The sequence below is a fragment of the Haloferax sp. Atlit-10N genome (assembly GCF_003586325.1).
GTDB classification, from domain to species: Archaea; Halobacteriota; Halobacteria; order Halobacteriales; family Haloferacaceae; genus Haloferax; species Haloferax prahovense.
Map to the genome: position 1 here is coordinate 179,641 of NZ_PSYX01000005.1, position 19,241 is coordinate 198,881.

A 19,241-nucleotide genomic window follows, 5' to 3' on the forward strand; every position below is an offset into this window, starting at 1 on the left:
ATCGACCCGCGATTCGGTCGGGCCGCGTCAGCGTGTATCATTCGAAAAGACATTCTCGAACTACTGTGACGGGAGGATGGGGATTTGTTATGAAGCGACTAGCCGGCGTTCGCGCCGGCCTGCCTCCCGTCAGGGGCGCTCTGCCGCCGCTCGTAGGCGCTCGATACCGTCGGCGTCGATGCCGTAGCCGTGCGTCGGTTCGCCGGAGATTCTGGTGGCGACGTACTCGGCGATGGCGTAGGCCATCCACGCCTGACACCACCGCATGAGCGTCATGCGCTTGGTGTAAAAGCGGTGTTTGCGGAAGTAGAACCGACCTTCCGTCGGGACGTACATGTTCGCGAGCGCCCAGTCGATGGCGCGTTCGGCGCGGTCGTACTGCCCGGCGTAGGTGAACACGAGGATGCCCTGCGCCGTCGCGTGGATGTCGCGCGGGTAGGGGTGCTCCTCGTCGAAGTTGGGCGCGCCGTCCTCGTCGAACAGCTCGCGGGCGTAGAAGTCGAGGCCGCGTTCGAGCGTCTCGTCGTACCGCCCGCTGCCGACGAGCTGCTCGTAGCGCTGGAAGCACTCGATGATGAAGCCGTTGTGGTGGTTGTCCATCGAGAGGTGCGAGGCGCTCGCGGGCTCGCGGTAGTACCATCCACCGCGGTCGGTCTGCTTCGACGCGACGAAGTCGTACACCTTCTCGGCGCGTTCGAGCAGTTCCTCGTCGCCGAAGTGGTCGTACAGCTCGACGAACAGTCGCGCCCCGATGGCAAGCGCGTTGAGGGTGTAGCTGTCCTTCGGGTGCGAGAGGTAGTAGTCCATGACCGCGCCGTCGTCCTTCGGCCGATAGTTGAGGTCGTTGAGCATCACGTCGACGGCGGTCTTGGCGATGTCCGGGTAGTCCGGGTCGAACTCCCGGCCCGCGAGGAGCGCCTTGACGCCGTAGGACGTGGAGACGATGTTCGGCGAGTGGGGAATCCCCGACCGCGGGCCGTTGCGACCGGAGATGTGCTGGATGACGTGACGGTGGCTGCCGGCGAAACCGCTGTAGCCCTTGGCCTGGTTTTCGACGAGCCACTCGGTCAACGATTCCGCGTCGTCGCGGTACGTCTCCGCCGGGCGGTCGCCGTCGAACCACTCGGCCAACTGGGCGCGGGTCCGGTTCGCCATGGCAAACAGCGTGATGCCCTTGAAGTTCCGGCGCTGTTCGACGAGGAACAGCGGGCGGACGTTGACGGGCGAGCGCTTGATGAACTCCTGGACCGCGAGGTTGAACCAGCGGTTGTCGATGGGGACCGACAGCAGGAGCCTGCTGCTCATGCCGTCGCCGTAGTCCCAGCCCTTGTAGTCGCGTTCGCGAGCGTAGTCGAGCACGTCGTCGAGCACGTCGACGTACCGCTGGAGTCGCTCCGTGTCGGCGTCGGTGTCGCCGTCGCGGCGATACTGTGTCTTCGATGGTGGATTCATGATATAGAATAGCCTCTCTGAGGGGTATTGGCTGTCCGAGAGGTAGCCCGCTGGCGGCTTTGTTATGGGGCCGATACCGGCTGACGCCGCCGTATTCTACCGGGAGAGCGAGTGATTCGCCCCGGCGGCGGTCGCGCCGTCGGTGGTCGCGCTGTCGGTCGTCCTCCCGTCCGAGTCGTCGCCGGAATCGCGCTCGGCGAGGAACTCGCGATAGTAGTCGCCGAGGGGGCCGACCCACGCGCCGCGGTCGAGCGCCCGTTCGATAATGCGGCGGTAGAGCCGGCGGTAGCCGGGGAACTCGTCCTCGTTGAAGTACCGCGGGTGCCACAGTACCGTCATCACGGCGTCGTTCGCCTCGGCCTCGTCGAGGAGGCGCTCGCACTCGGCCCACGCCTCGTCGAACGCCGACCCGGGGTCGGGAAGCGACACCTCCATCAGCGTCAGCGGGAAGACGACGAAGCCGTCGTCGAAGGGGTGGAACGGCTGGTAGCCGTGCTGGAAGCCGTTTTCCGAACTCGAACCGGGACTGGCGTCGTACTTTAAGCCGAGTTCGCGGTGGTAGCGCCACGTGTTCGGCCCGAGTTTGAGGTGGTGCTGGCGGCCGCCGACGATTTCGTGGCCGAGGACCGCTTCGAGTTCGCGCTTTTCGGTCCGGAGGCGGTCGAAGTCGTCGCACGACCGGAACGAGCCGTGGATGCCGACCTCCCAGCCGCCGTCGTCGAGGGCGCGGACGGCGGCGGCGACCGACTCCGAGTCGAGGTCGTACCGGCCGAGGTGTTCGACCCAGTTCTTCGGTTCGAGCCAGTCCGAAAGCGACCCCGTCTCGAGGAGGCTTGGCTCGTTGAGGAAGTAGAACGACGAGCGGACGCCGAGGTCGCGTTCGAGCGCCATGACCTCCTCGAACTGCCAGTAGGGGTTCTCCCGCCGGAGGAGCGTCCGGAGGTGGTAGCCGGGGTTCGACTTCGCCGCGTAGTACAGCCCCTGATACGTCTTGTACGGGCGGTCCACGTCGTGGGTCAGACAGACGGCGAACCCCGGTTCGCTCGGTTCCGTGGCGGTCACGCGGTGGTCATCTCGCGCATCCGCATCTCCCTTCCTCTCACGCATACTCGTACTCCGAGAGCGCGGCGACGATTCGCTCGGCGGCGCTCCCGTCGCCGTACAGCGAGGGCTTTTCGGGAAGCGGGTCGTCGTCGGCCAGCGCCGCCCGAATCGCCGTGGCGTCCGCGCCGACGAGGGTGTTCCAGCCGGCGTCGACGGTTTCCGTCCACTCGGTCTCGTCGCGGAGCGTGAGACACCGGGTGTCGAGGTAGAACGCCTCCTTCTGGACGCCGCCGGAGTCGGTGGCGACGCGCTCCGCGCCGTCGAGCAGGCGGACGAAGTCGAGGTAGCCGACCGGTTCCACGAGGACGACGTTCTCGGCGTCGGCGAGCCGCGACCAGAGGCCGCTGGCTTCGAGCGCCCCCTCGGTCCGCGGGTGGACCGGGAAGACGACCGGGAGTTCCGACGACGCGAGTCCCTCCACGATGCCTTCGAGGCGGTCGTAGTCGTCGGTGTTGGCGGCGCGGTGGACCGTCGCGAGGACGTACTCGCCGTCTCGGAGGTCGAGGTCGGCGAGTATCGACGACCGCTCGCGGGCGGCCTCGCGGACCCGGAGGACCGCGTCGTACTGCACGTCGCCGGTCACGGAGACGCCGTCGCGGATGCCCTCGGCCGCCAGCGTCTCGGCGGCCGACTCGGAGGGCGCGAACAGCAGGTCAGAGCAGTGGTCGGTGAGCACGCGGTTGACCTCCTCGGGCATCTCCCAGTTGTGGCTCCGCAGGCCGGCTTCGACGTGCGCCAGCGCGGGCTCGCGCTTCGAAGCCACGAGCGCCGCCGCGAGCGTCGAGTTGGTGTCGCCGTAGACGAGCACCACGTCGGGCTCCTCGTCGGCGACGACGGCGTCCAGACGGGTCATCATCTCGGCGGTCTGGGCGGCGTGGCCGCCCGAGCCGACCCCGAGGTTGTAGTCGGGTTCCGGGATGTCGAGTTCGTCGAAGAACACGCCCGACATCGACTCGTCGTAGTGCTGGCCGGTGTGGACGAGCACCTCGTCGTGGTCGCGTCTGAGCGCGTCGGAGACGGGGAACGCCTTGATGAACTGCGGGCGCGCGCCGACGACCGAGAGCACCTTGAGACGGCTCATCGGCCCGAACCTCCGTGCGGTGCGTCGGCCGCAATCTCGGGGTCGGTGTCGGCGTCGGCCTTGGACGACTCGCCCCGCGGCCCACCGCCGATTTCGTACACGCGGTGGCCGATGTCGCCGAGGGTGCCTCGGCCATCGACGACGACGAGGTCGTCGAAGGCGGCCCAGTCGATTTCGTCGAACTCCTCGTGCGGCGTGACGACCACGGCCGCGTCGATAGCGCGGGCCGGCAGGTCGGCGAGCGAGACGGGGGTCGCGCCGAAGGACGCGACGACCTCGTCAGAGAGCATCGGGTCGACCGCGAGGACGGTCGCGCCGAGTTCGTTCAGGCGGTCGATGACGCCCGCGGCGGGCGTCGCGCGGGTTTCGGCGACGCCGGGGCGGTAGGTGACGCCGAGGACGGCGACGGTCGCGCCTTCGACGCCGCGTCCAGTCGCGGCCAACTCGTCGCGGAGTTTGTCGGCGGTGAACGCCGGCATGCTGTCGTTGACCTCGCGGGCGGTCAGGAGCAGCGGCGTCTCGGCCTCCACTCGGCTCGTGATGAAGTACGGGTACCACGGGATGCAGTGGCCGCCGACGCCCGGGCCGGGCGCGTGGATGTCGCAGTACGGCTGGGTGTTGGCCGCGTCGATGGCCTCGGTCACGTCGATGCCGAGGTCGTCGCGGAGCCGCGCGAGTTCGTTCGCGAGCGCGATGTTCACGTCGCGGTAGACGCCCTCGAACAGCTTCACGGCCTCCGCGGTCGTCGCGTCGCGCACGGGAATCACCTCGTTCGAGGTCAGTTCGCCGTAGACGAGTGCCGCGACGCGGGTGCTCTCGGCGTCGACGCCGCCGACGATTTTCGGGTGCGACTCGGTGATGTCGCGGAGCGCCCGGCCCGACGAGGTCCGCTCGGGGCAGAACGCCACGCCGAACTCGCCGGCCGAGAGGCCGCTTCGCTCCGCGAGGTACGGGACGACGAGGTCTTTGCTCGTCCCCGGCGGGACGGTGCACTCGACGACGACGAGGTCGCCGGGCGCGAGGCCCCGTGCGATGCTGTCGAGGACGGCCTCGAACGCCGCGAGGTCGGGTTCGCGGTCGTCGGTCAGCGGGGTCGGGACGATGATGACGTGAATCGCGGCTCCCTCGGCCGCGGCGACGCCGTCGGCGGTCGCCCGGAGCGCGCCGCGTTCGGCCTGCTCGGCGACTAATTCGGGCAGTCCAGGCTCTTTCGCCACGTGGCATTCGCCGTCGTTGACGCCGCGGACCACGTCCTCGCTGATGTCGACGCCGGTGACGTTGCCCGTCGCGCGGGCGTAGACCGCCGCCAGCGGGAGGCCCATCTTCCCGAGGCCGTACACCGCGACGGGGACCTCGCCGGCGCGCAGAGCCCGCTTCTGTTCTTCGGGCGAGCGGTCGGAGCCGTACAGTCCGGGCCGTTCGCGGCTCATTGCCGACCCTCCGGAGTTTCCGTGGTCTCCGTGGTTTCGACGCTCCGAATCGTCGCTTCGGCGTCGGCCTCGATGCGCCGGGCGAGTTCGATGGCGCGCAGGCCGTCAGCCGGCGAGACGAGGACCGGACCGCCGTCGGTCGCGGCGTCCACGAACGCCTGTAGCTCGCGTTTCAGCGGCTCGCCAGTGTTAATCATCGGCTGTTCCATGACCACCTCGTGGCGGTAGCGGACGCCCCCGTTGTCCCGGAGATAGTCCGGCCGCGACTGGCGGAAAATCTGGACCGACTGGTTCAGGTAATCGACCCGGATGAGCCGGTCGCGCGCGGTGATGTCGAGGGTCCGCGTCTTCTGCTGGGTGAGCCGACTCGCGGTGAGCGAGGCGATGACGCCGTTCTCGAAGGTCACCTGTGCCGTCGCGTACTGCTCGTCGGGCGTGGCGGTCGCGGCCACGCGGTCGACCCCGGCATCGACAAGCGAGAGCACCACGTCGATGTCGTGAATCATGAGATCCATGACGACGCCGTCGCCCATCTCGCGGTTCAGCGGCGGGCCGAGCCGGTTCGCGGTGATGGCGATGGGTTCGACGCCGTCGAGGAGGTCGGGAAGGGCGCGGACGGCCGGGTTGAACCGCTCGATGTGGCCGACCTGCAGCACGACGCCGCGTTCCTCGGCGAGCGCGGCTAACTCCGCGCCCGCGTCGAGGTCGTCGACGAAGGGCTTCTCGACGAGCGCGTGGACGCCGGCGCCGATGCACTGCCGGGCGACCGATTCGTGGTAGGGCGTCGGCACCGCGACCGTCACCACGTCGACGCGGTCGAGGAGTTCCTCGATTCCGTACGCGTCGGTGCCGAAGTCGGCGGCGACCTCGGCGGCGCGCTCTGTGTCCGCGTCGGCGACGCCGACCAGTTCGACGCCGCGAAGCTCCGCGTAGACCCGCGCGTGGTTGGTTCCCATCGACCCGACGCCGACGACGCCCGCGCGGACCGGGCGCTCTCGGCCGCCGTCTGTTCGCAATCCGGTGGTTTCTCGGCTCACCTCGCCACCTCCACGTAGTTGGCGACCGCAGTCCCGACGCGCTCTACGTCGGCCTCGCTGAGTCCGGGGTGGACCGGCAGCGAGAGCACCCGTGCCGCGGCCTCCTCCGCGACGGGGGCCGACACCGCGAGGTGTTCGTACGCGGGCTGCTTGTGGACGGGCTTTGGGTAGTAGACGCCCGTGGCGATTCCCTTCGCGTCGAGGTACGACTTGAGGGCGTCGCGCTCGACGCCGTCGCAGGCGACGGTGTACTGGTGGAAGACGTGGGTCCGGTCCGACGGCGTGTGGGGCGTCGTGACCGGCGAGTCTTCGAGGTACTCCGTGAGCGCGGCGGCGTTGGCCTGTCGCGCGCGGGTGAACTCGGGGAGCCGTTCGAGCTGGACCCGGCCGATGGCCGCGGCGATGCTCGTCATGCGGAAGTTGTGGCCGACCTCGGCGTGCTCGTAGCCGGAGACGCGGCCGTGGTCCACGAACCGGGCGGCGCGCTCGGCGACGTCCGCGTGGTTGGTCGTAATCATCCCACCCTCGCTCGTGGTCATGTTCTTCGTCGGGTAGAACGAGAAGCACGCGGCGTCGCCGAAGGAGCCGACGCGCCGTCCCTCGACTTCCGCGCCGTGGGCCTGCGCGGCGTCCTCGACGAGCAGGAAGTCGTACTCCTCGGCGAGTTCCGTGAGCCGCGTCATGTCCGCCGGGAGACCGTAGAGGTGGACCGCGATGACCGCGTCCACCTGTTCGCCGGCCCTGAGCCGCGCTTCGAGCGCGTCGGGGTCGATGTTGTACGTCCGCGGGTCGATGTCGACGAAGCCCACCTCGGCCCCCGTGAACGCGACGGCGTTGGCCGTCGCGATGAACGTGAAGGGCGTCGTCAGGACGCGGTCGCCGGGGCCGACGCCGAGCGCGTGGAGCGCGGCGTGGAGCGCCGTCGTTCCGTTCGAGGTGGCGACGCCGTGGTCGGCGCCGCAGTAGTCGGCGAACTCCCGCTCGAAGCCCCGAACCTCGGGGCCGTCGGCTATCATGCCGCTGTCGAGGACGGCCGCGATTCGGTCTCGTTCCGCCGCCCCGAGCTGGGGCGCGGCGATGGCAATGTGGTCTGAACTCATCGTCGTATCCTGTTTGCTCCCCGCAGTTGCTCCGGCAGTTCGCGGTGGACGGCGGGGACGCCCACGGCGAGGGTTCGCGGCGGCACGTCGTTCACGACGAGCGCGCCGGCGGCGACGAACGCGCCCTCGCCGACGGTCACGCCGGGGAGGAGCGTCGCGTTCGCGCCGATAGAGGCGTGGTTCTCGATTGTCGGGCCGACCAGTTCCGCGTCGGTGCGGACCGGATAGGGGTCGTTCGTCATCACCACGCCCGGGCCGACGAACACGTCGTCGCCGATGCGGGTGTTGGTGGGGATGTAGACGTTCGTCTGGATGCTCACGCGCGACCCGATGGTCGTGGTGCCGTCGACGACCGTCTCGGTCCCGAGGAGCACCTGGTCGCCGATGGTCGTGTGCTCGCGGACGAGGACGTTGTGGCCGGTGACGAAATCGTCGCCGATAGTCACGTCGTGGTAGACGATGGTGCCGGCGCGGATTCGCGCCCGGTCGCCGATGACCGGGTCGTCGCCGTCGCCGTAGCCGATGGTGACGCCGTCGTCGACGTGGGATTCGACGCCCATCTCGGCGCTCATCGTCGTCCACCTCGCGTCGGTCGCGCTCCATCGACTGTCTGTGTCGACTCGGCGAACGGCCGAATCGACTGGAAAATCTGGAATTTCATATCATGTCGGCGGGGAGTCTGCCTGCCTTAGCGAAATTCAGTCTCGGTGAGGGCTTTGTTATGGAGTGATTGCCGCCCGAAATCCGCTCGCAGTCACTTCGTAACGCCGCGTCGGATTCCGGTCACAGAGCGCTTGAGAAGTTCTACGCCGGGCGCTCCGTCGTCGAGCCAGAGCCAGACGGCGCTGCCGAGCAACGCGAGTTCGAACGCGACCAGCACCCACGCTTCGGGTCGGCCGAGGAAGACGACGAAGCGGCGCAGGTAGAACCACGTCTGGGCGAAGAAGCCGCCAATCGACGACTCGCTGCCGTGGGACAGCGGCCAGAGGAACGCCCGAATCACGTCGTAGTTCCCGAAGAAAAAGCCGTTGTACAGCAGGTCCGCGGGGATGTGCGAGAGGTAGCCGAGGGCGAAGGCGACGCCGACCGTGGCCGCCCCGTAGCGCCGCGCGACGGCCACGACGAGTATCGAGACCGGCACCGAGACGAGAATCGAGTGCGCCACCGAGATACCGCTCGGGAGGATGCCGAACGACCACGCCAGCGGTTTGTCGACGAGGTCGGGGAACTGCGTCCCGACGAGCACCGCCAGCGCGGCCCAGCCGTCGAGCTTTCGGCCGGTCGCTCGAGCCCACAGCGAGACGAGGATGTAGCCGACAGCGGCGTGCTCCCACGGGAACATCAGCGGTCGCTCCCGGTCGGTTGGCCCGTGGTCTCGGTCGGTTGCGTCCGCATCGTCGGTTCTCTGTCGGCGGTTCGTCGTCGCGGGGTGGTAGTGGGGATACGTGTCTGAAACATCTGGTGTGTGTCGGGCGCGTCGGGTCGGCTGTGGAGGACGTGGTTTCCGCCCGCGTCGGACGCGGAGTTGGGCGAAACGGCGCGCGAGCGCCCGGTCAGGGAACTCGTGTGCTCGTCCGGGTTTTGTTATGGCGACTGTAACTGCCTCGGGGCGATTTTCGCGGCCGGAAGCCGGCGTCGATTCGAGCGGCGGCGGCGGGTAGACGCCGTATAACTACTCCCGCGGGGCGCGTGGCATCTCCAGAGAGTATGCGATACCTGTTCTTCACCAACACGCCCGCGCACGTCCACCTCTACAAATACGCCGTCAGAGAGCTTCAGGCGATGGGTCACGACGTGCTCGTCCTCGGCCGCGACTACGGCTGTACCAAGGACTTGCTCGAGTACTACGACCTCCCGCACGAGATTTACGGCTCCTGCGGGACGACGAAGTACTCGCTTTTCAAATCGCTCCCGTTCCACTACGTCAACATCTTCCGCGCCGTGCGGCGGTTCAAGCCGGACCTCATCTTCGGGATGGGCGGCTACGCGGCCCACGCCGGGGCCGTCTCGCGGACGCCCGTGATCCTCCTTCTCGACTCCGAACCGACCTCGTTGGACCACGTCGTCTCCCGGCCGTTCGCCAAGGCGATTCTGACGCCCCACACCTTCGGGAAGGACCTCGCGGACAACCACTACCAGTTCCGCGGGTTCAAAGAGACGGCCTACCTCCACCCCGACGTGTACGAGCCCTCGGTCGACATCCGGGCCGAACTCGGCCTCGACCCCGACGAGAAGTTCGTCGTCGTCCGGTTCAACGCGTTCGGCTCGCACCACGACGTGGGCCACGGCGGGTTCACCCCCGAGCGCCGCCGCGAACTCATCGAGATGCTGGGCGAGCGCGCGACCGTCTTCGTCCTCGACGAGAGCGAGGAGCGCCGCGACGGCGACCTCGACACCCGGCCGTTCGACTTCCACCCCGCGCTCGTCCACGACGTGCTCGCCGAGGCGAACCTGCTCGTCGCCGACACCCAGACCATGGTCACCGAGGCGGCGCTGCTCGGGACGCCAGCAATCCGGTCGAACTCCTTCGTCGGCGACGACGACATGGGCAACTTCGTCGAACTCGAACGACAGGGGCTCATCTCCAACCTCAAGTCGTTCGACGACGTGATGGCCCGCGCCGAAGAACTCCTCGACGACGACGGCGCGAAGGCCCGCTGGGCCGAAAAGCGCGACGCGTTCCTCGCGGACAAGGTCAACCTCACCGACGTCATCGTCCAAGTGGCGCTGAACTACGGCTCCGTCGAGACGGTCGACTCGCTGACGCGACACACCGTCCCGGCGTAGCCGGTGCTCCGCCGTCGTCGAAACTAACCGCGGGGCCGCTGTTCGCCCTCGGAGGCGGTCAATCGACCCATAACTAACCGCCGAACCGCCCAATTTTCGCGCATCGACCGGCGCGCGCCCGCGCCCGCCTCGACGCGTCTCGTGACTCGGATTCGGGATTCCCCGACCACGACCCGAAGAACCAACCAGAACTAACCCATGAAGCCCAAGCAAACACTCCTCATCGTCGGCCCGAAAGGAACCGGTGGCATCGACCGATACATCACCGAACAGCGTCGCTACCTCGAAGACCGGATGGACGTTCGCGTCTACACGCGCTACACCGCGCCGAAGGGCGAGGGGCTCGAACTCGCGGCACGGATGCTCCTCTCGTCGCTCATTGCCGTCGTTCTCTTTCCCTTCCAGCGACGCCCGGACATCGTCCACGTCCACTCGTCGCACACCTACTCGTTCTACCGCGCGGCGTTCTTCACGCTGTTTTCGAAGTACGTCTGGCGGGTTCCCGTCGTCCTCCACATCCACGGCTCGTCGTTCGACGACTTCCTCGCAACGGACTCGCGGGTCGTCCGCCGACTCCAATCGCTCGTCTTCGACGCCGTCGACGACGTGGTCGTCCTCTCGGAGTACTGGCGCGGCCTCGTCTCCCGGCTCGCCGGCGAGGAGAAAGTCCACGTCATGGCAAACGCCGTCGAACCCGCGGAGTACGACCCGACGTACCCGACCGATCCGGTCCACCTCGTCTTCGTCTCGAACCTCATCGAGCGCAAGGGTATCCGCGAGTTCCTCGACGCCATCGAGATACTCGAATCGACGCCCGGCCTCGATTTCGAGGTGAGCATCGGCGGCCGCGGCCCCCACGCGGACCGCGCCGAGGCGGTCGCCGCCGCCCACGACAACGTCTCGTACCTCGGTTTCCTCTCCGAGGAAGACAAGCGCAACCTCATCAGCCGCGGGACGGTGTTCGTCCTCCCGACCTACGCGGAGGGGCTTCCCATCGCCATGCTCGAAGGGATGGCCGGCGGCAACGCCATCGTGACCACGCCCGTCGGGAGCATCCCCGAAGTCATCACCGACGACCGCGGGATTCTCGTCGCGCCGGGCGACGCCGAGGAGTTGGCCCGGGCGCTCGCGCGACTCGTCTCCAACCCCGAGGAAGCCGTCCGCATGGGGCAGACGAACCGGGTGGCCATCGAAGAACGCTACTCGTGGCAGTCGAACGCGGACGAGCTGGTTGCGATGTACGCCGAAGCGGCGTAGCGTCGGGGCCAGTCTCTCTTTCCTCCGAAATCCCTGCGGAGACGGCGCTCTTCTCGATATGCGCTTCGGAGGTCGTCAACGGGTCAGCTTTTTAATGTTAACTCATCTACAATTACTGGATGGACGATACTGCACTCGAATCGCTGGTGCGGGACGACATCGGTGGTCGGGCGCTCGCGAGCGTCCTCGCGCACGCGGAGCGCGGCGATGGAACTCTCACGTACGACGCTGTGAGCGATGCTGTCGACGCTGAGACGTGGGGTCGGCTGCTCAGGACCGGCGTGCTCGTGGCCGCTGACGGCGTGTTCGTCGTCGACGACCCACCGGCCGTTCGGGACGCACTCGCCGACGCGGGTATCGAGGTCGGTGCTGCGACCGCTCAGCCCGCTCCGACGACTGACGAATCGGCGTGGAGACCGGTCGACAAACTCGCCGGAGCGGGCGCAATCACCCTCGTGGCCGGCTATCAGGTGCCAGCCATCAAAGCGGCGATTGTCGGTCCGATGGACCTCGTCCTCGGGCCGCTCGCCGGGGTGCTCCCGTTCCCGCTGCTCGTCGTCGTTCTCGCGACGGCGGTTGCGCTCGTCTCGACGGGCTTCCGTCGCCGGTTCCTCGACGAGGACGGAATGGACGCACAGAGAGAGCAGATGCAACGGGTTCGAGAGAAACTCAGCACCGCGAAGCAGCGCGGGGACGATGCCGCCGTGGAACGTCTCACCGAGCGTCAGCAGGAGCTGATGCGAGACCAACTCGGGACGATGAAAAACAACCTCCGGCCGATCGCGTGGTCGATGCTCATCACGGTGCCCGTCTTCCTCTGGCTGTCGTGGTTCGTGATGAACCCCGCAGGCGCCATCGTCACGGCCGCGCCGGTGATTCCGATAGCCGACCGCATCATCTGGAGCGCGCGGTTAGTCGGACCGATGCAAGTTTGGATGGTGTGGTACTTCGTGAGTTCACTCGTCTCCAACCTGTTCGTCAAGCGAACAGCTAGCCGGCTGTTCGACCAGAACCCCGCCCAGAACCCCGCGTGAGGAGCGCAGTCGGTGGTCTCCAGCACGCGCCGTTGTCACCGCCGGCTGTGGCTCCTGTGGCTGTACTCTCTGCTTCGGTAGCTACTCGTTGCTTCGGTAGCCGCTGCCGCCGCGCCGTCCGCCTCCTGTAGTTCTGACGCGCTCCACGCGACCGACGGTCCGACCGAAAAAAGCGTGCTGAGTGTCTCTTCCGGCCTCAGTCGGCCGGTTGCGGCGTGTCTTCGGCTTTCGTCGTACCGGCGGCACCCTGCTCGGTCGCACGGTCCTCGCGGTCGATGTACTTGCGAACCCAGAGTTCGCCGGTGATGATGCCGGAGATGGCGCTCATGTGTTCGGCCTCGCCCGTGAGTTCCTCGCGCTGGAGGCGTCGAATCTCGTCGGCGTCGAAGTACGGGCGCTCGCAGGCGGAGTTGAGCAGGTCGTCGATGCGCTCGCGGAGCGCGCGGTTCGTCCGGTACCAGTCGCCGATGGTCGAGCGACCGCCGTAGGTGTGCACGTCGCCGATGAGGCGCTCGCGGATGCGGTCCACCGAGGTGCCGACGACGAAGCCGGCGGCGTGTTGCCACATCGGGCGCGCCGGCGGGACTTTCGTCCGCTCGTAGGGGATGTCCGCGAGTCGGCTGTCGAGGCGGCGGACCAGTTCGACCTTCGGGTAGGCCGTCCCGGCGGGTATCTTCCCGTTGGTGAGGGGAATCGAGCCGACGCGGTGCGACAGCGGCATCCGCGTCACGGCTTCGAGGAACTCGGTGTCGCTGAAGGGGACCCGGGTTCCGGCTTGGCTCTCGGCGATGGGGTTGCTGGCGAAGTCGCACCGCGGGAAGTAGTTGCGGTAGTAGCAGTCCATCGCGGTGCTGTAGAGGTCCGGCTGGTCGCTCTTGCGCACCTCCTCGCGGTAGGTCGTCATCGGGTCGAACTCGGTCCGCAGGAGCCGGCGGGCGTCGTCCACGTCGATTCGGTGTTTCGCGCGGTAGAGCGCCGCCTCGGGGGATTTGCTTCCCTCTACGGCGGCCCGGCCGATGCCGTCGCCCATCATCCCGCCCTGTCCGCAGCCCTCGATGAGCACGTCGGGCATGTCTTGGATGTTGAACACGTTCGCGAGGTTGACGAACGTCGAGAGGCCGACCATCCCGCTCGTCAGTTGGACCGATTTGTCGAGCGAGTCGACGAGCGCGTTCGACTCGACGGGCACACGCCTGTTTTCGAGGCCGAGCACCTCGGAGACCTTCGCGGCGAGTTCGAGGTTGCTCCCGTTCGCGGGGTTCGAGTCGTAGGTGTAGGTCGTGAGGTCGTGGTAGCGGCTGAGTTCTCCGGCCATCGAGCGACTGTCGAGGCCGCCGGAGAGCCACAGGCCGATGTCGCCGTCTATCGTGTCGGCCATGTCGGCGATGACCTCCTGATAGGCCGCGGTGAGGTCGTCGAGGTAGGAGTCGTCGGGGCTCTGTTCGAACGTGTGGTGCCAGTACGACTCGATTTCGGGGCCCGTATCGGCCCGGTAGTCGAGGACGGACCCCGAGGGGAGGAACTTCACGCCCTGCACGAGCGTCTTGTCGCCCCAGACGTGCCCGATCATGAGGAGGTCGCTGATGGCGCGCTCGTCGACCTGCGGGTCGTCCAAGAGGGTCGTCAGCGCGCCGACTTCCGTCCCGAAGGCGAACGGCTCGCCCGCGACGTAGAAGCACTGTCGCGTCCCGAGTTTGTCGCTGGCGAGTACGACGCGCTCTGCGTCGCCGTCGACGCCGACGACGAGGAACGAGCCGTCGAGTTCGGGGAGGAGCGCGTGCGGGTCCTCGAACAGTCGGTCGAACAGCCCGTCGGCGTCGAGGGCGAGTTCGTCGAGGTTCGTCACCGCGCCGTATATGGCTCCCACGCGCGAGCCGTCCTCCCAGACGGTGCAACCCTTGGGGTCTCTCGCGCCGTGGTGGAGGACCGAGACGCCGAAGCGGCCGGTCGACCGCGTCGCCGACTCGTACCAGTCTTCGTGGTGGAGTTCGGCCGCGCAGGCGTCGAGCGTCGCCGAGTCGAGCGCGCCGCCGACGAAGCCGGTCATCGAAGACCCTCGCGTCCGGTTCGCTCGGCGGTCTGTGGCGTGACTACTGTGAGTGACATCGTTGCCCGATATCCGCGTGCGTCGGGTTTTGTTATCACGCGCCTATACGACCGCGCGGCGGCGTCGAGCGCCGTCGAACCGACCGGAACCGAGGCTCGAACGGGTCTCTGTGCCGGGGAGACCCCTCGGCGCTCGGCTCTTCGACGGCTGGCAGTCCGAAACGGGGAGAAGAACGACCGTACCGCCCGGAGATACCGATTACATTCTCAATAACAAACTACGCTACTCGCCTTCTCTCACGGGATGAAGCAACGTGATTCGCGGCTCACGAGAACACTCCTCCTCGTCGGATTTCTCGCGATAGCCGTCGGTATCCTCGTCGCTCGCGCGTCGCCAGCGCGCGCGTACGAGGTCTCGATTTACCAGTCGACCCCGGTGGTCTTCTGGGTCGGCGTGGCGGTGGCGGTGCTGACCGCGTTGGTCGTGGTCGTTCGCGCCCCGAACAGTCGGTTCGCGGCCGGTGGGGTGGGGCTGGCGGCCCTCGCGATAGCCGCGGTCTCAGCGCTTCCGCTCGTCCGGGAGTACTACTTCTACGGGTTCAACGACTCGTTGACGCACCTCGGCTGGGCGAAGTCGCTCGTCTCGGAGACGCTGACGCCGCTCGAAATCGTCTACCCGAGCGGCCACGTCTCCGCTGGGATGTTCAGCGCCGCCCTCGGCGTCGAAATCACTACCGCGATGATGCTCGTGGTGTTTTTCGTCTCGGTCGTCTACCTCGTGTTCGTCCCGCTCATCGTCTCGCTCGTCGTCCCCGACCGCCGGGCGGTCCTCATCGCGATGTTCTCGGCGCTGTTGTTCCTGCCGGTGAACCTCAACGGGTTCAAGCTCATGTTCTTCCCCTACTCGCTGGCGTCGTTCCTCGGACTGGTGCTTCTGTACCTCTTCTTCAAACACCAGTTCTCCGGCACCGACGCCGCCGAGAGCCGGTGGCGCGGCCACGTCACGCCCGTCTCCGTCCTGTTCGCCATCGGGACGGTCGCGCTGGTGTCGTACCACCTGCAGGTCGCCGTCAACTACCTCGTGTTGTTCGCCGTCGCCGCGGCCATCCAACTCGTCCAGCGCTGGCGGACCCCGGACGCCGTGGCCGAGCAGCGACCGGTCTACGGCCTGACGCTCGTCTTCGCCGCGGCGTTCGTCTACTGGCTGACGCAGTACACCGTCGGCTTCTCGACGGGCGGCCTGTTCGTCGAGGGCGTGCTCGGGATTCTCTCGGGAAGCTCCGAGGCCGGAACGGCAATCTCCCAGCGCACCGGTTCCGTGACCGCCGTCGGCGGCGGCATCTTCGACGTGTTCGTGAAGCTGTTCCTCGTGAACGCGGTGTACGCCCTGATTACATTCGGCGTCTTCCTCGGCGTCCTGTTCGGGCGGCTCCCGAAGCTGTCGGGTCAGGGCCGGTCGGTCCTGCGGACGCTGACGTTCAGTCTCGTCGTGTTGGTGCCGTACTTCTTCGCGCACCTCCTCGGCGTCATTTCGGAGACGAATTTCTTCTTCCGCCACGTCGGCTTCGCGATGATTCTCGCGACCATCGTCGGGAGCGTCGGGCTGTTCTACGCGTTCGAGTGGCTCGCACGGACGAGCTACTGGTCGAAGTACGGGTCGGCGGTCAAGGCGGGTACGCCCGTCGTGACGGCGCTCGTCATCGGGCTCACGCTCATGGTGATGTTCCCGTCGCCGTACATCTACCTCCCCTCGAACCACGTCCCCGCCCAGCAGATGAGCGCGTACGACACCGCCTTCGAGATGTCCGACGAAGACATCCGCTACGTGGGCATCCGCGGGAATCCCGACCGCTTCGCCGAGGCGCTGCCCGAGCGAACCACGCCGGCGCTCGGTTTCACGACGCCCGACGAGGCGCTTTCCGACCTGCCGAGCTACTACGACGGCCCGCGGTATCTGATGGTCTCGAAGACCGACTACGACCGCGAGGTGGTCGCGTACCGCGAACTCCGCTACTCCGGGGCGAACCTCACGGCCGTCCAGAACCAACCGAACGTGAACCGCGTCATGTCGAACGGCGCGGCCGACCTCTACTACGTGTCCGGGTAGCGACACGGAGTCTGATTTTTCGTTTCACGACGACACCGGTGGCGGGACCGTCGGTTTGCCGGTGCTGCCGCTGTTTCTCTCCCTTGCTTCCTCGTCCACTTCGAACCGGAGACGCATCTCTCGGATTCGAGTGCGTCGCGGCCGCGTCGCGGCCACTTCCGAGCCGCGGGTCAGAAAAACGGTGAGGGAAGTCGACGGCCCACCGGCTCAGAACGGCGGGCTGTAGTCCTCGTACTCTTCCATCTGTTCCATCTCGTCCGTCTTCGACGGCATTACGGCGGCCCGCGGGCCGCCCGCCCGCCGCACGGTCACCGAGGACACGTCGTCGACTTCGTCGGCGATGCGTCTCTTGATGGCCTTCATCGTCATCGGCGCGATGCCGCATCCGGAGCACGCGCCGCCGATGGCGATGGTGACCTCGCCGGTCTCGTCGTTCACGTCCTCGATTTCGAAGTGCCCGCCGTGTTCCTGAATCTGCGGGACGTTGTTGCTCAGGTAGTTCCGGGTCTGCCGTTCGAGTGATTGCGCGCTCATAGGCGTTCGTCGATACGGCCTCATTTATAATAAATCTGGGTTATTAGGGGTGCCTAAATACGAGCGATTCAGGGCTCGTGTGGCTATTTTAGGTCATACGAACTTTCTGAACTCGGTTTATTATCACTTTTCGATCACCCTAAAACACCGCGATTTTCAACTTCCGAGCCGGCACGGATATTCCTCGCGCTCATCGGTGCGTGCTGAATGTCACCGCACGGCTTCGGGCCGCCGACTCGGTCTCGCCGCTCGTCGCCTCCCACCGCCCGACCGTTCTCGTTTCATCCCCGGTCAAACAGCGCCTAATTCTCGCGGCCGCGGGACCCGCGACCCCGCCGGAATCCAGTAGCGAGTCAATAATTAATCGGCTCCTGAGCCGATGTGTAGCCGAGTGTTACCGTTCGTGAATACGCCGGGTCCTCGCCGAAGCGGCGACCCGCGAGGTGCGTTCGATGAGAGATAAGATTCGCTCGGTCGTCCGGACGATTCGCCGCCGGTTCGTTCCCGGCGACGACGACAGCGACCTCACGGAGCGGACGGTGAAAAGCGGGATGTGGGTCTCGGCGATGAACGTCCTCGACCGGGTGCTGAAGGTCGTCATGTTCATCGTCCTCGCGCGGTTGCTCGGCCCCGAGGCAATCGGGCTGATGGGGATCGCGCTCCTCACCATCTCGGCGCTTCTGAGCCTGACGAACCTCGGCATCGACGCCGCGCTCATCCAGCGCGTCGACGACGACGTGGACGAGTACCTGAACACGACGTTCACGCTCGAACTCCTCCGCGGCCTGCTGATGAGTTCGATTCTCTACCTCGCCGCCCCGTCGCTCGCCTCGCTGTTCGGCGAACCCGCCGCGCGGGACCTCATCCGTACCATCGCGTTGGTCCCGATTTTCCTCGCGCTGCGGAACCCCGCGATGGTCTACTTCAAGAAGGACCTCGCGTTCCACAAGGAGTTCGCCTACCGGGTCAGCGGCACGACGGCCTACGTCGTTGTCGCGCTCGGCTACGCCGCGGTCAGCCCGACGGTCTGGGCGCTCATCTTCGGCTACCTCGCCGACGCCAGCGTCCGGTCGGTCGTGACCTACTTCCTGCACCCGTATCGCCCCCGCCCCGCGCTAAACCGCGCGTACGCCGCCGAACTCATCGGCTACGGGAAGTGGGTCACGGGGTCGTCCATCGTCGAGTTCCTCTACGGACAGGGCGACGACGCGGTCGTCGGCTGGCTCCTGACGGCGACCTCGCTCGGCTACTACCAGCTCGCCTACCGCATCTCCAACGCGCCGGCGACCGAAATCGCCGTCGTCGTCTCCAGCGTGATGTTCTCGACCTACTCGAAGCTTCAGGAGGACCAACGCGCCCTCCGCGAGGCGTTCTTCAGCACCTTCCGGCTCACCGCCTTCGTCGCGCTGCCGATGTCGGTCGGCATCTACCTCGTCGCGCCCGCCTTCGTCGGGGCGTTCCTCGGCGAGGACTGGCTTCCGATGGTGCTCGCCATGCAGATTCTCGTCGCCTACGGGCTCTTTCGGACGCTCTTCGCGACGTTCAACCCCGTCTGGCGCGCCGTCGGCCGTCCCGACGTCCAGACCAAACTCGGCTTCCTCAGGGTTGCCCTGCTCGCGATAGCCATCGTCCCCGCGACGAGCGCCTACGGCATCGAAGGGACCGCCCTCGCGGTCACGGGCATCCTCGCGTTCCCGATGGTCCCGCTCTACGCGCGCGAGATGAAACGAACGCTCGGCACGACTTACCGCCGGTTCCTCCGGGAGCTCTCGTACCCCGTCGCTGCCAGCGGCGCGATGGCGCTGGCGGTCCTCGCGGCGCAGAACCGCGTCGGGTCGCCCCTCGTCGAGTTCGCGCTCCTCGTCGCCATCGGCGTCGTCGCCTACGCCGTCAGCGCGGCGTCGCTCATGACGCTCTTCGACTGGCGGGTCAAACAGAACCTCCGCGAACTCGTCTCGGTGATGTCGAAGTGAGGTGGGCGTTCGGCCGCCCCACCGGAACCCGGCGAGTGGTCGATTCGACTGACTCTCATTGCTAGCTGAACCTCGGCCGTGAATCAAACCTATCAGAACTCCGTCAGAATATGTGGGTACGGTGAAACGAACGCCCTCGCAAGATTCGGTGGGAGCGTAATTACCAGTTCATAGATTGATTATCTGACGAGGAGAGACGTTTCACGGACCGATTCTAATTCGACACCGGATGTCGATTTGACCCGTATAGTACCGATTAAGTGGTCGTTTTTGACTGCCAATTTGGTCGTATATACCTC

The 19,241-nt window shown here is 66.8% G+C and carries 15 protein-coding genes; 5 read left to right on the plus strand and 10 right to left on the minus strand.

The window, feature by feature from the left end:
• Positions 1-129: 129 nt before the first annotated feature.
• The 8 genes from C5B91_RS15600 to C5B91_RS15635 form a co-directional block, all read right to left on the minus strand.
• On the minus strand, positions 130-1,452 hold the full coding sequence (locus C5B91_RS15600) for a hypothetical protein (RefSeq protein WP_008094121.1): 1,323 nt from the start codon (positions 1,450-1,452) through the stop codon (positions 130-132).
• A 96-nt stretch (positions 1,453-1,548) separates the two neighbouring features.
• Positions 1,549-2,559, minus strand: a complete 1,011-nt coding sequence (locus tag C5B91_RS15605; protein WP_049968884.1) for a polysaccharide deacetylase family protein — start codon at positions 2,557-2,559, stop codon at positions 1,549-1,551.
• Entirely contained in the window at positions 2,552-3,637 is a 1,086-nt protein-coding gene (gene wecB, locus C5B91_RS15610) for a non-hydrolyzing UDP-N-acetylglucosamine 2-epimerase (RefSeq protein WP_008094123.1), read from the minus strand. The genes C5B91_RS15605 and wecB overlap by 8 nt, the downstream gene beginning before the upstream one ends.
• Positions 3,634-5,067, minus strand: coding sequence for a nucleotide sugar dehydrogenase (locus C5B91_RS15615; RefSeq protein ID WP_115819974.1), 1,434 nt, complete (start codon positions 5,065-5,067; stop codon positions 3,634-3,636). The genes wecB and C5B91_RS15615 overlap by 4 nt, the downstream gene beginning before the upstream one ends.
• Positions 5,064-6,104 (minus strand): Gfo/Idh/MocA family protein, encoded by a 1,041-nt coding sequence (locus C5B91_RS15620; protein WP_233514271.1) that lies wholly within the window; start codon positions 6,102-6,104, stop codon positions 5,064-5,066. Before C5B91_RS15620 ends, C5B91_RS15615 begins: the two co-directional genes overlap by 4 nt.
• The gene (locus C5B91_RS15625) at positions 6,101-7,204 is read right to left on the minus strand and encodes a DegT/DnrJ/EryC1/StrS aminotransferase family protein (protein ID WP_008094126.1); all 1,104 of its coding nucleotides are present in this window, start codon (positions 7,202-7,204) and stop codon (positions 6,101-6,103) included. The genes C5B91_RS15620 and C5B91_RS15625 overlap by 4 nt, the downstream gene beginning before the upstream one ends.
• A complete protein-coding gene (locus tag C5B91_RS15630; protein ID WP_008094127.1) occupies positions 7,201-7,776 on the minus strand; it encodes an N-acetyltransferase in 576 nt (191 codons plus the stop codon). Before C5B91_RS15630 ends, C5B91_RS15625 begins: the two co-directional genes overlap by 4 nt.
• A gap of 182 nt (positions 7,777-7,958) precedes the next feature.
• Positions 7,959-8,546, minus strand: coding sequence for a metal-dependent hydrolase (locus tag C5B91_RS15635; protein WP_115819976.1), 588 nt, complete (start codon positions 8,544-8,546; stop codon positions 7,959-7,961).
• Positions 8,547-8,911: 365 nt separating this feature from the next.
• Here C5B91_RS15635 and C5B91_RS15640 point away from each other — a divergent pair, with 365 nt between their 5' ends.
• The 3 genes from C5B91_RS15640 to C5B91_RS15650 all read left to right on the plus strand — a co-directional run bounded on the left by C5B91_RS15640 (position 8,912) and on the right by C5B91_RS15650 (position 12,282).
• Positions 8,912-9,991, plus strand: coding sequence for a DUF354 domain-containing protein (locus tag C5B91_RS15640; protein ID WP_008094129.1), 1,080 nt, complete (start codon positions 8,912-8,914; stop codon positions 9,989-9,991).
• A 198-nt stretch (positions 9,992-10,189) separates the two neighbouring features.
• A complete protein-coding gene (locus tag C5B91_RS15645) occupies positions 10,190-11,248 on the plus strand; it encodes a glycosyltransferase family 4 protein (RefSeq protein ID WP_008094131.1) in 1,059 nt (352 codons plus the stop codon).
• Between the two features lie 119 nt (positions 11,249-11,367).
• Complete coding sequence (locus C5B91_RS15650) at positions 11,368-12,282, plus strand: DUF106 domain-containing protein (RefSeq protein ID WP_049968888.1); 915 nt, start codon at positions 11,368-11,370, stop codon at positions 12,280-12,282.
• A gap of 196 nt (positions 12,283-12,478) precedes the next feature.
• Here C5B91_RS15650 and C5B91_RS15655 read toward each other — a convergent pair whose 3' ends face one another.
• Positions 12,479-14,329, minus strand: a complete 1,851-nt coding sequence (locus tag C5B91_RS15655; RefSeq protein WP_115819977.1) for an asparagine synthase-related protein — start codon at positions 14,327-14,329, stop codon at positions 12,479-12,481.
• Positions 14,330-14,632: 303 nt separating this feature from the next.
• Between C5B91_RS15655 and C5B91_RS15665 the strand changes: the two genes are divergently transcribed.
• Positions 14,633-16,435: a hypothetical protein gene (locus C5B91_RS15665; RefSeq protein ID WP_008094138.1), complete on the plus strand. Its 1,803-nt coding sequence runs from the start codon at positions 14,633-14,635 to the stop codon at positions 16,433-16,435.
• A gap of 207 nt (positions 16,436-16,642) precedes the next feature.
• Here the strand turns inward: C5B91_RS15665 and C5B91_RS15670 are convergent, their stop codons facing one another.
• Entirely contained in the window at positions 16,643-16,969 is a 327-nt protein-coding gene (locus tag C5B91_RS15670; protein WP_008094140.1) for a NifU family protein, read from the minus strand.
• Between the two features lie 452 nt (positions 16,970-17,421).
• On the opposite strand from C5B91_RS15670, the gene C5B91_RS15675 reads away from it, so the two are divergent.
• Positions 17,422-18,942 (plus strand): lipopolysaccharide biosynthesis protein, encoded by a 1,521-nt coding sequence (locus tag C5B91_RS15675; protein WP_008094141.1) that lies wholly within the window; start codon positions 17,422-17,424, stop codon positions 18,940-18,942.
• The last annotated feature ends 299 nt before the right edge of the window (positions 18,943-19,241 follow it).

What these genes read in the sequence shown, in the direction of transcription:
- C5B91_RS15600 (WP_008094121.1), bottom strand. Translation starts at nt 1,452, where the DNA reads ATGAATCCACCATCGAAGACACAGTATCGCCGCGACGGCGACACCGAC.
- C5B91_RS15605 (WP_049968884.1), bottom strand. Translation starts at nt 2,559, where the DNA reads ATGCGTGAGAGGAAGGGAGATGCGGATGCGCGAGATGACCACCGCGTG.
- wecB (WP_008094123.1), bottom strand. Translation starts at nt 3,637, where the DNA reads ATGAGCCGTCTCAAGGTGCTCTCGGTCGTCGGCGCGCGCCCGCAGTTC.
- C5B91_RS15615 (WP_115819974.1), bottom strand. Translation starts at nt 5,067, where the DNA reads ATGAGCCGCGAACGGCCCGGACTGTACGGCTCCGACCGCTCGCCCGAA.
- C5B91_RS15625 (WP_008094126.1), bottom strand. Translation starts at nt 7,204, where the DNA reads ATGAGTTCAGACCACATTGCCATCGCCGCGCCCCAGCTCGGGGCGGCG.
- C5B91_RS15630 (WP_008094127.1), bottom strand. Translation starts at nt 7,776, where the DNA reads ATGAGCGCCGAGATGGGCGTCGAATCCCACGTCGACGACGGCGTCACC.
- C5B91_RS15635 (WP_115819976.1), bottom strand. Translation starts at nt 8,546, where the DNA reads ATGTTCCCGTGGGAGCACGCCGCTGTCGGCTACATCCTCGTCTCGCTG.
- C5B91_RS15640 (WP_008094129.1), top strand. Translation starts at nt 8,912, where the DNA reads ATGCGATACCTGTTCTTCACCAACACGCCCGCGCACGTCCACCTCTAC.
- C5B91_RS15645 (WP_008094131.1), top strand. Translation starts at nt 10,190, where the DNA reads ATGAAGCCCAAGCAAACACTCCTCATCGTCGGCCCGAAAGGAACCGGT.
- C5B91_RS15650 (WP_049968888.1), top strand. Translation starts at nt 11,368, where the DNA reads ATGGACGATACTGCACTCGAATCGCTGGTGCGGGACGACATCGGTGGT.
- C5B91_RS15655 (WP_115819977.1), bottom strand. Translation starts at nt 14,329, where the DNA reads ATGACCGGCTTCGTCGGCGGCGCGCTCGACTCGGCGACGCTCGACGCC.
- C5B91_RS15665 (WP_008094138.1), top strand. Translation starts at nt 14,633, where the DNA reads ATGAAGCAACGTGATTCGCGGCTCACGAGAACACTCCTCCTCGTCGGA.
- C5B91_RS15670 (WP_008094140.1), bottom strand. Translation starts at nt 16,969, where the DNA reads ATGAGCGCGCAATCACTCGAACGGCAGACCCGGAACTACCTGAGCAAC.
- C5B91_RS15675 (WP_008094141.1), top strand. Translation starts at nt 17,422, where the DNA reads ATGAGAGATAAGATTCGCTCGGTCGTCCGGACGATTCGCCGCCGGTTC.